Origin of the sequence: Pseudomonas sp. LH1G9, assembly GCF_002949975.1 — a bacterium.
GTDB classification, from domain to species: domain Bacteria; phylum Pseudomonadota; class Gammaproteobacteria; order Pseudomonadales; family Pseudomonadaceae; genus Aquipseudomonas; species Aquipseudomonas veronii.
The window spans coordinates 4,813,134-4,827,344 of record NZ_CP026880.1 but is presented as its reverse complement, the minus strand read 5'-3'; the positions used below and the strand labels follow the sequence as shown (position 1 = coordinate 4,827,344).

Here is a 14,211-nt window from a genome sequence, read left to right as displayed (position 1 = left end):
TGTGGTTCATCGGCTGACGGCTTTCCTGGGGAAACGTCAGTCATAAATGCGCGTGATGCAGCTACGTTTACTCACTGGATCAGTGGGTGGCCGTCTGACAGACCGCCGCTACATAAAAACAAAGCCAGGGCGTCACTTCTATGAGCGTTAGTAATCCAACCCTGATCACGTTCGTGATCTACATCGCAGCAATGGTGCTGATCGGCTTCATGGCCTATCGCTCCACCAACAACCTTTCCGATTACATCCTGGGCGGTCGCAGCCTCGGTAGCGTGGTGACTGCCTTGTCAGCCGGTGCTTCCGACATGAGCGGCTGGTTGTTGATGGGCCTGCCGGGCGCGATCTACATGTCCGGCCTGTCGGAAAGCTGGATCGCCGTCGGCCTGATCGTCGGTGCGTACCTCAACTGGCTGTTCGTGGCCGGTCGCCTGCGCGTGCAGACCGAGCACAACGGTGACGCCCTGACGCTGCCGGATTACTTTTCCAGCCGTTTCGAAGATAAAAGCGGCCTGCTGCGGATCATCTCCGCAGTAGTGATCCTGGTGTTCTTCACCATCTATTGCGCTTCCGGCATCGTGGCCGGTGCCCGTCTGTTCGAAAGCACCTTCGGCATGTCCTACGAGACTGCGCTGTGGGCCGGCGCGGCGGCGACGATTGCCTACACCTTCGTCGGTGGTTTCCTGGCTGTGAGCTGGACTGACACCGTACAAGCCACCCTGATGATCTTCGCGCTGATCCTGACGCCGATCATCGTGTTGCTGGCCACCGGCGGTATCGATACCACGTTCCTGGCGATCGAAGCGAAGAACCCCGACAACTTCAACATGCTGAAAAACACCAGCTTCATCGGCATCATCTCGCTGATGGGCTGGGGCCTGGGTTACTTCGGCCAGCCGCACATCCTCGCGCGCTTCATGGCGGCGGATTCGGTGAAGTCGATCGCCAAGGCGCGTCGCATCTCCATGACCTGGATGATCCTGTGCCTGGGCGGCACCGTGGCCGTGGGCTTCTTCGGCATCGCCTACTTCTCGGCGCACCCGGAAGTGGCCGGCCCCGTGACCGAGAACCACGAGCGCGTGTTTATCGAGCTGGCCAAGCTGCTGTTCAACCCATGGATTGCTGGCGTTCTGCTGTCGGCGATTCTGGCGGCGGTCATGAGCACCTTGAGCTGCCAATTGCTGGTGTGCTCCAGCGCCCTGACCGAGGACTTCTACAAGACCTTCCTGCGCAAGAACGCTTCCCAGGTTGAGCTGGTGTGGGTCGGTCGCGCCATGGTGCTGCTGGTGGCGTTGATCGCCATCGGCCTGGCCGCCAACCCGAATAACCGCGTATTGGGCCTGGTGAGCTACGCCTGGGCCGGCTTCGGCGCCGCGTTCGGCCCTGTGGTGCTGATCTCGGTGATCTGGAAGCAGATGACCCGTAACGGCGCACTGGCTGGCATTCTGGTCGGCGCGATCACCGTGATCGTGTGGAAGCATTTCGAATTGCTGGGCCTGTACGAAATCATCCCAGGCTTCATCTTCGCCAGCCTGGCGATCTACATCGTCAGCAAGCTGGGCGCGCCGACTGCGGGTATGGTTGAGCGCTTTGATGCTGCGGAGAAAGACTACAACCTCAACAAATAAAACCTCGGGCGTTATGCGCCTGATGTGTTGAAGAAAACGGCTCGCTATCTTTTGGATAGCGGGCCGTTTTTTTCCTCAACTGGTCAGTCAAAGTAAATGACGATCAGACCTATCAATCCGGCTGCGCCAATAAGCGCCGTGCCATGAAGCATGAGCTTTGTGCTGCGCGGAAAGGCTTGTACCTGCGGGAGGTCAATGACTCCCCGTCTTGCATTTAGCCTGGGTAGTGCGACGGCCACATACACTGCGCAAAGCCTCATCATCCTTTCGCGCGGTGAGTTTCCCCAGTAGCTGCTGTGGAAGGCGACTAGGCGGCACTTGTTCAAGAGCGCTTCCATGGGTTCAAGTTTTCGGTAACACAAGAAGAGCCCGATGATGGTGGTGGTGATGACTGCGGATGCAGAGCTGATGGCAATCAAGGAAGTAGCAGGGAGGTTCAAGAAGTCATCAATACTCATACAAAAGCTCTCCTACCTTCTCGCCGCCTTCCCCACCTAAGTACCCACCGGCCGCACCTCCGGCTCCCCCGGCGAATAGCATGCAAGCTAAGGATACCGGACCAGTGGTGGGGGCCAATATGGCAAAGCATAGGAGTGATCCGGCAGCGCCGCCCACCACGCCGCCTGACACACCTAACGTCAGTTTCCCAAGTTCCACATATTTTGCTCTTCTGCATTGTTCTTCCCTCCCGGTAGAACACGCCTCCTTGATCTCCAACGCCGTCGCAGTCGTACTCAACGCAATGCCCAGCGGCGTGCCCTTTTTCAGCAGTTTTGCTGTCTTCGAAACTCGCGCAATCGTTTCGCTGTACCTCTTTATCTCTCCGCTGTGCAAATAGCTCTTGGTCGAGATTCCCAGCATTTTTTTTGATCGAACCTTCATTGCGTAGCCCTGTGCCATAACGCGCAAAACTACGCATTTGCGCGTCCAGTTTGACAAACAGGGTTTGGCGTCGAGCGAGGAACTCATCTCGCGCAGCACCGCCTCCCCGGCGCAGGAATTGTTTGTGCAGTGCATCAATTTCTTCGAGGGTCTTTGCAATGTTTTGCAAGTGTCGACTCCAGGCATCACCCGCAGTGCCTATCCCCAGCGAAGCGTAGCCCAGCAACTTTTTCAGCAAGTTATAGTTGTGCAGTGCAAAAGCATCCCCGCCTTCGGCCATCACGCTATGCCGAATATCCCAGGCGGCTCGCATCAAGTGTGACTCTTGCGGGGTGCAGATCGCAGTGGTTTCGTCACCGATGATCACTAACTGCCCTGGCAGTACGACAACATTGCGAATGTGGGTATTGAGGGTGTCGAACTTGGCTTCGGCGTATGGGCTCAAGCGCAAACTTGCCTTGAGCTCCACCGAGGTTTGTTGGCGGTCATTGATGAAGGCATAGGGCTGAGGCATTAGCGACTCCCCAACCATGGTGATCGGTTCGAAGGGCGGTCATTGCTTGCCATGGAAACAGTCCTTTTTGAATGAGCATGGCTGCGCAATTTAAAGAGCGGTTCGAGCGGTGTCGTGGTTTTGGCGGGGGATTTTTCGGTGGTTTTTTGCTTTTGGGAAAAGGGCTACTGAGTTGAGCCAGGTTTCCGACAGAGGCGTGAATTTTCACTGCCTTTACGCCGACGACCTTGCGGCACAAGGTCGCCTGCTTCACGCGCCATGCAGATGTTAGCCATGGCGCGCGGGTCGCTTATCTGGCCTCAGGCGTGCGTTGCAGCCAGCGCCTGTTGCAGATCCTCGATCAAATCTTCAATCGCCTCGATCCCCACCGACAGGCGAATCATCTCCGGCTTCACGCCGGCCTTGGCCTGTTCCTGCTCGTTCATCTGGCGATGGGTGGTGGACGCCGGGTGGCAGGCCAGGGATTTGGCGTCGCCGATGTTCACCAGGCGTTTGAAGATTTGCAGGGCGTCGTAGAAGCGTACACCGGCTTCGTAACCGCCCTTCAGACCAAACGACAGGATCGCCGACGGTTTGCCCTGCATGTATTTCTGCGCGAGTGCGTGGTGCGGATGATCGGGCAGCCCGGCGTAGCTGACCCATTCGACTTCGGCGTGATCTTGCAGGAACTGCGCGACCTTCAAGGCATTCTCGGTGTGGCGTTCCATGCGCAGGGCCAGGGTTTCCAGGCCTTGCAGCAGCAGGAAGGCGTTCATCGGCGCCAGCGCTGCGCCGGTGTTGCGCAGCGGTACGGTGCGGGCGCGTGCGATGAAGGCGGCGGAGCCGAATTTTTCGGTGTAGACCACGCCGTGGTAAGCCGGTTCGGGCTGGTTGAGGCCGGGGAATTTTTCCGCGTATTTCGCCCACGGGAACGTGCCGCTGTCGACAATCACACCGCCCAGGGAGTTGCCATGGCCGCCGACGTATTTGGTCACCGAATGCACCACGATATCGGCACCGAACTGGATCGGTTTGCACAGGATCGGCGTGGCCACGGTGTTGTCCACCATCAGCGGTACGCCACGGGCGTGGGCCACGTCGGCGAGGGCTTGCAGGTCGATGATGTTGCCCGCCGGGTTGCCGATGCTCTCGCAGTAGACCAGTTTGGTGTTGTCGTCGATCAGTTCGGCGATGGCGGCGGCGGAATCGTCGCGGGCGAAGCGCACATCGACGCCAAAGCTCGGCAGCAGGTGGGCGAACAGGGTGTAGGTGCCGCCATAGAGCTGCGGCGTGGTGACGATGTTGTCACCGGCGCGGGTCAGGGTCTGGATCGCATAGTGGATCGCTGCGCTGCCGGCGGACACGGCCAGCGCGGCGATACCGCCTTCGAGCGCGGCCATGCGTTGCTCCAGCACATCGTTGGTCGGGTTCATGATCCGCGTGTAGATATTGCCGGGTACGTCCAGGTTGAACAGGTCGGCGCCGTGCTGGGCGTTATCGAATTCGAAGGCGACGTTCTGGTAGATCGGCACCGCGACGGCCTTGGTGGTCGGGTCGGACTTGAAGCCGTGGTGCAGGGCGATGGTGGCGTCTTTCATGGTTATTGTTGACCTCCTTGGTTTTTAAGGGCGCCCCCGGGCAGGGTGGGAGCTGGCTTGGCTGCGATGGCATCATCGCGGAGTGCAGGTAATACCGCGTCGCTTGTGTCGCGGGCAAGCCCGCACATGCTGTAAGGATTAGATTGTTTTCACAAGGACGCCTGTCTTTGCGGCATAAGCACCGCCCGGCATGCGGCCCTGCACCTTTGCCCGTGTAGCAGGTAAACTTCGCCCCCTGCGCAGGAGCAACCATGAATTATCGTCACGCCTTTCACGCCGGCAACCACGCCGATGTCTTCAAACACCTGACCTTGACCCGCCTCATCGCCTTGATGTCGCGCAAGGAGCAGCCGTTCGCCTACCTCGATACCCATGCCGGGATCGGTCTGTACGACCTGCAGGGCGATCAGGCCAACCGCACCGGTGAATACCTGGAAGGCATCGCCCGTCTGTGGGGCAAGAGCGATCTGCCGCCATTGACCGCCGACTACATGCGCGTGCTGCACGAGATGAACCCGGATGGCCAGTTGCGCTACTACCCCGGTTCGCCGGAACTGGCACGCCGCCTGACCCGCCCCCAGGACCGCGTGCTGCTCAATGAAAAGCACCCGGAAGACGGCGTGCTGCTCAAGGACAACATGAAGGGCGATCGTCGGGTCAAGGTTCACCTGGGCGAAGGCTGGCATGTGCCACGCGCGTTGCTGCCGGTGCCGGAAAAGCGTGCGCTGATGCTGATCGACCCGCCGTTTGAACAGCTCGACGAAATGCAGCGCTGCGCGGCGTCGCTCAAAGAGGCGGTTGGCCGCATGCGCCAGACGGTCGCGGCGATCTGGTACCCGGTGAAGGACCAGCGCATGTTGCGCCGTTTCTACCAGGACCTGGCCGGCACCGGTGCGCCGAAGCTGCTGCGCGTCGAATTGCTGGTGCATCCGTTGGGCACGCCCAACACCCTGACCGGCTCGGGCCTGGCGATTGCCAACCCGCCGTGGGGCTTGGAAGAGGAGTTGCGTGAGCTGCTGCCGTGGCTGTCCAAGCAACTGGGCCAGACCCAGGGCGGGTGGCAGATGGATTGGCTGATTGCCGAGTAACCGAGTCTGGCGCAACACCAATGTGGGAGGGGGCTTGCCCCCGATAACGGTGTGTCAGTCCATACATCTGTACCTGATACATTGCTATCGGGGGCAAGTCGAACCGTCGCACCGCCCCTCCCACATTTTTTAGATCGGGCAGGTCACGCCTGTACCGCCGATCCCGCAATAGCCCTGCGGATTCTTCGCCAGGTACTGCTGGTGATACGCCTCGGCAAAGTACACCGTCGGGGCTTCGTCGATTTCCGTGGTGATGGGGCCCAGGCCAGCTTTGGTCAGCTCTTGCTGATACGCCTGCGCACTGGCCTGCGCCGCCGCCAATTGCTCCGGCGTGGTGGCGTAGATCACTGAACGGTACTGGCTGCCGATGTCGTTGCCCTGGCGCATGCCCTGGGTCGGGTTGTGCAGCTCCCAGAACATCTTCAGCAAGTCTTCGTATTTCACCTTGGCCTGGTCATACACCACCAGCACCACTTCGCTATGGCCGGTCAGGCCCGAGCAGACTTCTTCGTAGGTCGGGTTCGGCGTGTAGCCGCCGGCATAACCGACCACGGTGCTGACCACGCCATCGCGCTGCCAGAATTTGCGTTCTGCGCCCCAGAAGCAGCCCAGGCCGAAGATCGCGAAGCCGACGTCGTCGAGGAACGGGCCGAGCAGCGGGTTGCCGTTGACGAAGTGCGTCTCCGGCAGCGTCATCGGGGTTTCGCGGCCAGGCAAAGCTTGTTCTGCAGTAGGAAGCACGTTTTTGTTCACCAGAATTTCCGAGCGCAAGACCATGATCAGTCCTCTCGTCAGGTTGAGTTAACAGTAAAGAATCAGACAGCCAGTGTGCCCGAGTGTTACAGCGCTGTCAGGCGATTGGCCCGCGAGGGTAGCGTTTAAGCTTCTCGAGCAGCTCTGAACCGGGGATGGGCCGGTCGAACAGATAGCCTTGGCCGACGTCGCAACGGTGCCGACGCAGGAACGCCAACTGCTCGGCGGTCTCGATGCCTTCGGCCACGACCTTGAGCTTGAGGTTGTGGGCCATGGCGATCACGGCGGAGGTGATTTCCATGTCGTCCTGGTTGTCCGGGATTTCGTGGATAAAGCTGCGATCGATCTTGATGATGTCGATCGGGAATTTTTTCAAGTAGCTCAGCGACGAGTAACCGGTGCCGAAGTCGTCCATGGCCAGGGTCAGGCCCAGGCTTTTCAACTGGTCCAGTTGCAGACGGGTGTCCTCGGTGGCCTCCAGCAGCAGGCCTTCGGTCAACTCAAGTTCGAGCAGGTTGGCCGGCAGTTCTTCTTCCTTGAGGATCGAGGCAATCGAGGCCACCAGGTCCGGGTCGGAGAACTGTTTGGGCGACAGGTTGATCGCCACCTGCAGGTTGCCCAGGCCGGCGGCGCTCAGTTGCTTGCTCATGCGGCAGGCCTGGCGGGCGATCCATTTGCCGATGGGGATGATCAGGCCGGTTTCTTCGGCCACGCTGATGAACTGGTCGGGGCGGATCATGCCCTTTTCCGGGTGGTTCCAGCGCAGCAGCGCCTCCATGCCCAGCAAGCGGCCACTGCGCAGGCACAGCTTGGGCTGGTAGAACACGTCCAGCTCGTTCTGGGTCAGGGCGCGGCGCAGGTTGTTTTCCACGAACAGTTTGTAGCTGGCCTCGGCGTTCAACGCTTCGGTAAACACTTGTACCTGGTGTTTGCCGTTGGCTTTGGCCTTGTGCAGGGCCAAGCCGGCGTTGCGCATCAGGGTTTGCGGGTCGCGGCCATGCAGCGGCGCGCAGGCCAGGCCCACGGAGCCGGTGACGCTGATCAATTGGTTGTCGACGAACATCGGCTTGTCGAGGGTCGCCAGCAGTTGGCTGGCAACGAGCTGGCCGCTCTCCAGGTCGGTGTCGTCGAGCAATACCGCAAATTCGTTACTGGCAAAGCGCGCCAGGCTGCCGCCGGCGCTGAGGCTGTTGCGCAGGCGCCGGGCCAGGCTGATCAGCAGCTTGTCGCCGGTCTGGTGGCCGAGGCTGTCGTTGATCCGCTTGAAGTTGTCGATGTCCACCAGCAACAGGCAGATCGGGCTGTCGCTGTCGCGGGCAAAGCGTTCGTCGAGGTTGCGGATAAACGCCGGACGGTTGCCCAGGTTGGTCAGGTTGTCGGTGTAGGCCAGGCGCTCGATGCGCTGTTGGGCCAGCTTGGTCTGGGTGATGTCTTCGTAGATGCCGATATAGTGGGTCAGCTCGCGATTGTCGCCATAGACCTTGGAGATCGACAGCTGGCCCCAATAGGGTTCCAGGTTCTTGCGTCGGCTCTTGAACTCGCCCTGCCAGCTGTTGCTCTTGGCCAGGCTCGACGGCGCGTCGAACAGTAATTCGCTGAGGTTTTCCAGCGCGGGCAATTGCGCCAGGCGATGGCCGTGGACCTCTTCGGTACTGTACTGGGTGATCGCGGTGAAACTGGGGTTGACGTACTCCACCACGCCATCGCAATTGACCAGCAGGAAGGCGTTGGCGCTTTGTTCCACCGCGCGCTGAAACAGGTGCAGGGCGCTGGTGGCGGTACGACGGTTGTGATTGTTGATCACTTGCGCGAACTGATCCGCCAGCTCGCCGGCAAAGGCGATCTCGTCGGACTGCCAGGCGCGCGTGCAGCCGTTTTGTTCCAGGCACAACACGCCAACGACCTGGCCATCGACACGGATACTCGCGTCGAGCATCGCATGCACGTCGTTGGCCTGCAGCGATTCGGCCATTTCGCGGGTGCGTGGGTCGCGCATGACGTTGGTAGCATCGATCGCCCGGCTGGTCTGCAGGGCTTCGAGGTAGTCCGGAAAGCCACTGGCATCAATCGGTTCGGGCAAGTGGTGGCGCTGATCGGCGCGCTGGTACGCCGAAATCGGTACCAGGCGCTGGCCTTCGAGGTTCCAGATGCTGGCGCAATCGATCTGGTAGATATCGCAGGCGCTGCGGGTGATCAGCTCGGCGGCTTCCTGCAGCGAATTATTCGTGGTGTAGCGCTGGCGTGCGAGCAGCAGGATCAGCTCTTGCTGGGCGCGTACCCGTTCCAGGTGCAGCAACTGTTCCTGTTGCGCGCGCTGGTTGAGTTCCAGGGCGATCTGCAGGCGGCTGTTCTGGTTTTCCAGGTCTGCTGTCGGCGCCGTCGACGGGATCTCGCTGAACAGGCCGTCGACCACCATCAGGTAGCCCCGCAGCAGGTGGCGATTGTGTTGTTTGTAGGCTTCGCCCAGTTCCAGCAGGCTTAGAGGGCCGTCGTTGGTGTGCAGGGTGTAGCGCACCAGGTAATGAGGGCTTTCGGCCAGTTGCTGCTGGATGGCATCGTGCAGTTGATAGCGCGCCTGCGGCTCCATCAGGCTGGCGTAGGGCGAGCCGATCAAAGCGCACAGTTCAACCGCCGGCAGGCCGAATTGGCGCTCGCAATTGGGGTCGAGGTAGAGCAGGGCCCAGCTTGCCTCATTCAGCCGCTCGAAACGCAGCATACCGAGGCGCGAAGGCACCGGTAATTGCGTCACTACCTCGGCCGCCGTCCGGGCGACATCGGGTTGGCTTTTCATGGGGAAGCTCACTTGAAAAAATGCACTCGGCGCCGGGCTCACGCCCTCTTTACTGTTGCCTGCAGCAAGGTTGCATCATGCAGCCCAGGCTGACAAGAGAGGATGAAGGCTAAGTGCTATAAGGGTTATATCGGCTGCGCGGTCGATTTCTGCAATCGGGGTGATAGGAGGTGTACAACCCTGTTTTTACTGTCCAAGAAACGCGCAAAAAAAGCCCCGCCAAGTGGCGGGGTTGAGGTACGAGCGTGGCGCTCGGAAATCGATGCAATCGGGCCTCCCTCGTGCAAGGGAGGCCCGTCGCGGCTTACAGCAAGATGGTGCGGATGTCGTTCAGCAGTTGGCTCAGGCGCTGGGTGAAGCGTGCCGCCGCGGCGCCGTTGATCACGCGGTGATCGTAGGACAGCGACAGTGGCAGCATCAGCTTCGGCTGGAAGGCTTTACCGTCCCAGACCGGCTGGATGGTCGCCTTGGAAACGCCCAGGATCGCCACTTCCGGCGCATTGACGATTGGCGTGAAGCCAGTGCCGCCAATGTGGCCGAGGCTGGAGATGGTGAAGCATGCGCCCTGCATGTCGTCCGCGGTGAGCTTCTTGTCGCGGGCCTTGGCAGCCAGCGCAGCGGCTTCGGCAGCCAGTTGCAGCAGGCTCTTCTGGTCGACGTTCTTGATGACCGGTACCAGCAGGCCATCCGGGGTGTCGACGGCAAAGCCGATGTGAACGTACTTCTTGCGAATGATCGCCTTGCCGCTTGGCGCCAGCGAACTGTTGAAGTCCGGCAGCTCCTTGAGCAGGTGCGCGCAGGCCTTGAGCAACAGTGGCAGCACGGTCAGTTTCACGCCGGCCTTCTCGGCCACGGCTTTCTGCGCAACGCGGAAAGCTTCCAGGTCGGTGATGTCGGCCTGGTCGAACTGGGTCACGTGCGGGATGTTCAGCCAGCTGCGGTGCAGGCTCGACGCGCCGATTTGCATCAGGCGGGTCATCTGCACTTCTTCGGTTTCGCCGAAGCGGCTGAAGTCCACGACCGGGATCGGCGGAATGCCAGCACCACCGGTAGCATTGCCGGCAGCCGGCGCTTCCTTGGCTTTCTGCATCATGGATTTGACGTAAACCTGCACGTCTTCCTTGAGCACGCGACCATGCGGGCCGGTGGCCGTGACGGCGTTCAGCTCGACGCCGAACTCGCGGGCCAGTTGGCGCACGGCAGGGCCGGCGTGAACCTTGGCACCGCTTCGTGCCGGTGCCGCCGCCGGGGCCGGTGCGGCCTCGGCTTTTGCGGCAGGCGCTGGAGCTGGAGCCGCGGCGACCGGTGCGGCTTCAGCCTTGGCAGCCGGCGCAGCGGCCGGTGCCGGGGCAGCAGCCGACGCAGCGCCTTGGACTTTCAGCTTGAGGATGAAGTCGCCAGTGCCGACTTCGTCTTCCAGCTTGACCGCGATGCTTTCCACCACGCCGGCAGCCGGCGAAGGGATTTCCATGGAGGCCTTGTCGGACTCCAGGGTGATCAGCGACTGGTCGGCTTCGACGGTGTCGCCGACCTTGACCAGCAGTTCGATGATCTTGGCCTTGCCCGACGAGCCGATGTCCGGGACATGAATGTCCTGGATGGTGGCTGCGGCCGGTGCGGCAGCCGGGGCCGCAGGGGCCTCGGCAGCGGCAGCAGGCTTTTCAGCCGGCGCCGGTGCAGCCGCGGCAGCTGGAGCAGGGGCCGCAGCTGGAGCAGGGGCCGCAGCGGCGGCGCCCTCGATTTCCAGCTCCAGCAGTTCGTCGCCTTCTTTCAGGCGATCGCCCAGCTTCACTTTCAGGCTCTTGACCACGCCGGCCTTGGGAGCAGGGATTTCCATGCTCGCCTTGTCCGATTCCAGGGTCAGGATGCTCTGGTCGGCTTCGACGGTGTCGCCGACCTTCACAAACAGCTCGATTACTTCACCTTCACCGCTGCCGATGTCAGGTACGCGAATGAGTTCGCTCACAAAAAGTCTCCTCAGCAGTCCAGTGGGTTGCGTTTTTCCGGGTTGATCCCGAACTTGACGATGGCGTCAGCCACCACCTTGGGTTCGATCTCACCGCGGTCAGCCAAGGCTTCCAGGGCTGCCAACACCACGAAGTGACGGTCGACTTCGAAGAAGTGACGCAGCTTCTTGCGGCTGTCACTGCGGCCGAAACCGTCGGTGCCCAGGACTTTGAATTCCTTGGACGGGACCCACTGGCGAATTTGTTCCGCAAACAGCTTCATGTAGTCGGTGGATGCGATGACCGGACCTTTACGGCCAGTCAGGCATTCTTCGACGTAGCTCACTTCAGGCTTCTGACCTGGGTGCAGGCGGTTGTTGCGTTCTACGGCCAGGCCGTCGCGACGCAGTTCGTTGAAGCTGGTCACGCTCCACACGTCGGCGCCGACGTTGAATTCGTCACGCAGGATCTTCGCCGCTTCACGCACTTCGCGCAGGATGGTGCCGGAGCCCATCAGTTGCACGTGATGCGCTGCTTCCTTGGTGTCTTCTTCGAGCAGGTACATGCCCTTGATGATGCCTTCCTCGACACCGGCCGGCATGGCAGGTTGCTGGTAGGACTCGTTCATCACGGTGATGTAGTAGAAAACGTCCTGCTGCTCCTGGGTCATCTTCTTCATGCCGTCCTGGATGATCACCGCCAGCTCATAGCCGTAGGTTGGATCAAAGGTGCGGCAGTTCGGAATGGTGGCCGCCAGGATGTGGCTGTGACCATCTTCGTGTTGCAGGCCTTCGCCGTTCAGCGTGGTGCGGCCGGCGGTGCCGCCGATCAGGAAGCCACGGGTACGGCTGTCGCCTGCTGCCCAGGCCAGGTCGCCGATACGCTGGAAGCCGAACATCGAGTAGAAGATGTAGAACGGCAGCATCGGCTGGTTGTGGCAGGAGTACGACGTACCGGCCGCGATGAAGGAGCTCATGGCGCCCGCTTCGTTGATGCCTTCTTCGAGGATCTGGCCCTTCTTGTCTTCCTTGTAGAACATCACCTGGTCTTTATCGACTGGCTCGTAGAGCTGGCCGACGGAGGAGTAGATGCCCAACTGACGGAACATGCCTTCCATACCGAAGGTACGGGCTTCGTCCGGGATGATCGGCACGATGCGCGAACCGACTTCCTTATCCTTGACCAGCTGCGCGAGGATCCGCACGAAGGCCATGGTGGTGGAGATTTCACGGTCGCCCGAGCCGTCGAGGATGGCCTTGAGGGTATCCAGTGCCGGTGTTGGGATGTTGACGCTCTTGGCACGGCGCTGTGGCACGAAACCGCCCAGCGCGGCACGACGCTCGCTCAGGTAGCGGGCTTCGGCGCTGTTCGGCTCTGGCTTGAAGAACGGCAGGTTTTCCAGCTCTTCGTCCTTGACCGGGATGTCGAAGCGGTCGCGGAACAACTTCAGGCTGCCGACGTCGACTTTCTTGGTGTTGTGCGCAGTGTTCTTCGCTTCGCCGGCACCGGTGCCATAACCCTTGATGGTCTTGGCCAGGATGACGGTCGGTTGTTCTTTGTGGTTGACCGCTTCGTGGTACGCCGCGTAGACCTTGTACGGGTCGTGGCCGCCACGGTTGAGTTTCCAGATCTCGTCGTCGGACAGGTCGGCAACCATCGCCTTGAGTTCAGGCGTGTTGAAGAAGTGTTCACGCACGAACGCGCCGTCTTTGGCCTTGTAGTTCTGGTACTCGCCGTCGATGACTTCGTCCATGCGACGTTGCAGGATACCGTCGACGTCCTTGGCCAGCAGTGGGTCCCAGAAACGGCCCCAGATGACTTTGGTCACGTTCCACTGAGCACCGCGGAACACGCCTTCGAGTTCCTGGATGATCTTGCCGTTGCCGCGAACCGGGCCGTCGAGGCGCTGCAGGTTGCAGTTGATGACGAAGATCAGGTTGTCCAGCTTCTCGCGGCCGGCCAGGGAGATGGCACCCAGGGATTCCGGCTCGTCGCACTCGCCGTCGCCCAGGAAGCACCAGACTTTCTGCTTGCCTTCGGGGATGAAACCACGGGCTTCCAGGTACTTCATGAAGCGCGCCTGGTAGATCGCCTGGATCGGGCCCAGCCCCATGGAAACGGTCGGGAACTGCCAGAAATCAGGCATCAGCCAAGGGTGCGGGTAGGACGACAGGCCCTGACCGTCGACTTCCTGGCGGAAGTTGTTCATCTGTTCTTCGCTGATGCGACCTTCCATGAACGCACGGGCGTAGACGCCTGGCGAGGTGTGGCCCTGGAAGTAGATCAGATCGCCGCCGTGTTCGTCGGTCGGGGCCTGGAAGAAGTAGTTGAAGCCGATGTCATAGAGCGTTGCGCTGGAAGCGAAGCTGGAGATGTGACCGCCCAGGTCAGAATCTTTCAAGTTCGTACGCATTACCATCGCCATGGCGTTCCAACGTACCAGCGAGCGAATGCGGCGTTCCATGAACAGGTCGCCAGGCATGCGTGCTTCGTGGGTAACAGGGATGGTATTGCGATATGGCGTGGTGATGGCGTAGGGCAGTTGCGAGCCGCTGCGGGTCGCGAGTTCGCCCATACGGGTCATCAGATAGTGAGCACGGTCTTCGCCTTCTTTGTCGAGAACCGATTCCAGGGCGTCCAGCCATTCCTGGGTTTCGACGGGATCGAGGTCTTGCATGGCTTGCTCCAGGGCGGAAAGGCTACCAGAATCGGTTGCCTGAAGTTTGCGACTGGCCTTGTGGGCAGACGACATAAATTCTTGGATGGCCGGAGGTTGCTCCGGCGTCCTGTAGTTTTACTACAAATCGTCGGCCATTTCAGCCTTTCGAATGTATATACGAGTAGTAAAACTACACAAGACTGAGCGGATTGCTCGGTCCGTTAGGTGAGCATAATCGTTATTGTTGATCTTTTGCGAAGAAGAAAAGGTAGAAATTTAATGTTACCTGCCAAAATTTATGAATTTTCAGCTATTTCTAACTTTTGTTCGACAGTCATTCATCGCGCCTGCCTCCTGCGTTCACCGCACCAAGCTC

General features: G+C 60.4%; 8 protein-coding genes and 1 pseudogene. 2 read left to right on the top strand and 7 right to left on the bottom strand.

Annotation, left to right across the window (positions count from 1 at the left end; translation table 11 throughout):
* Positions 1–140: 140 nt before the first annotated feature.
* Positions 141–1,625 carry a sodium/proline symporter PutP gene (gene putP, locus C5F70_RS22355; protein ID WP_104904069.1) on the top strand — a complete coding sequence of 495 codons (1,485 nt, stop codon included), beginning with the start codon at positions 141–143 and terminating at the stop codon, positions 1,623–1,625.
* Between the two features lie 83 nt (positions 1,626–1,708).
* Here putP and C5F70_RS22350 read toward each other — a convergent pair whose 3' ends face one another.
* The 3 genes and pseudogenes from C5F70_RS22350 to C5F70_RS22340 form a co-directional block, all read right to left on the bottom strand.
* Positions 1,709–2,083 (bottom strand): hypothetical protein, encoded by a 375-nt coding sequence (locus C5F70_RS22350; protein WP_017849815.1) that lies wholly within the window; start codon positions 2,081–2,083, stop codon positions 1,709–1,711.
* Positions 2,073–3,021, bottom strand: a pseudogene (locus tag C5F70_RS22345) (hypothetical protein). Before C5F70_RS22345 ends, C5F70_RS22350 begins: the two are co-directional and overlap by 11 nt.
* A 299-nt stretch (positions 3,022–3,320) precedes the next feature.
* Complete coding sequence (locus C5F70_RS22340) at positions 3,321–4,598, bottom strand: O-acetylhomoserine aminocarboxypropyltransferase/cysteine synthase family protein (protein WP_104904068.1); 1,278 nt, start codon at positions 4,596–4,598, stop codon at positions 3,321–3,323.
* Positions 4,599–4,849: 251 nt separating this feature from the next.
* Here C5F70_RS22340 and C5F70_RS22335 point away from each other — a divergent pair, with 251 nt between their 5' ends.
* Positions 4,850–5,686, top strand: a complete 837-nt coding sequence (locus C5F70_RS22335) for a 23S rRNA (adenine(2030)-N(6))-methyltransferase RlmJ (protein ID WP_104904067.1) — start codon at positions 4,850–4,852, stop codon at positions 5,684–5,686.
* A gap of 129 nt (positions 5,687–5,815) precedes the next feature.
* Here C5F70_RS22335 and msrA read toward each other — a convergent pair whose 3' ends face one another.
* The 4 genes from msrA to aceE form a co-directional block, all read right to left on the bottom strand.
* Positions 5,816–6,463, bottom strand: coding sequence for a peptide-methionine (S)-S-oxide reductase MsrA (gene msrA / locus C5F70_RS22330; RefSeq protein WP_017849811.1), 648 nt, complete (start codon positions 6,461–6,463; stop codon positions 5,816–5,818).
* Positions 6,464–6,536: 73 nt separating this feature from the next.
* Positions 6,537–9,230 carry a bifunctional diguanylate cyclase/phosphodiesterase gene (locus C5F70_RS22325; protein ID WP_046490774.1) on the bottom strand — a complete coding sequence of 898 codons (2,694 nt, stop codon included), beginning with the start codon at positions 9,228–9,230 and terminating at the stop codon, positions 6,537–6,539.
* Between the two features lie 304 nt (positions 9,231–9,534).
* Complete coding sequence (aceF, locus tag C5F70_RS22320) at positions 9,535–11,196, bottom strand: dihydrolipoyllysine-residue acetyltransferase (RefSeq protein WP_104904066.1); 1,662 nt, start codon at positions 11,194–11,196, stop codon at positions 9,535–9,537.
* Between the two features lie 11 nt (positions 11,197–11,207).
* Positions 11,208–13,853 carry a pyruvate dehydrogenase (acetyl-transferring), homodimeric type gene (gene aceE / locus C5F70_RS22315; RefSeq protein WP_046490768.1) on the bottom strand — a complete coding sequence of 882 codons (2,646 nt, stop codon included), beginning with the start codon at positions 13,851–13,853 and terminating at the stop codon, positions 11,208–11,210.
* Positions 13,854–14,211: the final 358 nt, after the last annotated feature.

Bases quoted from the DNA above. Each gene is read 5' to 3' on its own strand.
- putP (WP_104904069.1), top strand. From the start codon at position 141: ATGAGCGTTAGTAATCCAACCCTGATCACGTTCGTGATCTACATCGCA.
- C5F70_RS22350 (WP_017849815.1), bottom strand. From the start codon at position 2,083: ATGAGTATTGATGACTTCTTGAACCTCCCTGCTACTTCCTTGATTGCC.
- msrA (WP_017849811.1), bottom strand. From the start codon at position 6,463: ATGGTCTTGCGCTCGGAAATTCTGGTGAACAAAAACGTGCTTCCTACT.
- aceE (WP_046490768.1), bottom strand. From the start codon at position 13,853: ATGCAAGACCTCGATCCCGTCGAAACCCAGGAATGGCTGGACGCCCTG.
- C5F70_RS22325 (WP_046490774.1), bottom strand. From the start codon at position 9,230: ATGAAAAGCCAACCCGATGTCGCCCGGACGGCGGCCGAGGTAGTGACG.
- C5F70_RS22335 (WP_104904067.1), top strand. From the start codon at position 4,850: ATGAATTATCGTCACGCCTTTCACGCCGGCAACCACGCCGATGTCTTC.
- C5F70_RS22340 (WP_104904068.1), bottom strand. From the start codon at position 4,598: ATGAAAGACGCCACCATCGCCCTGCACCACGGCTTCAAGTCCGACCCG.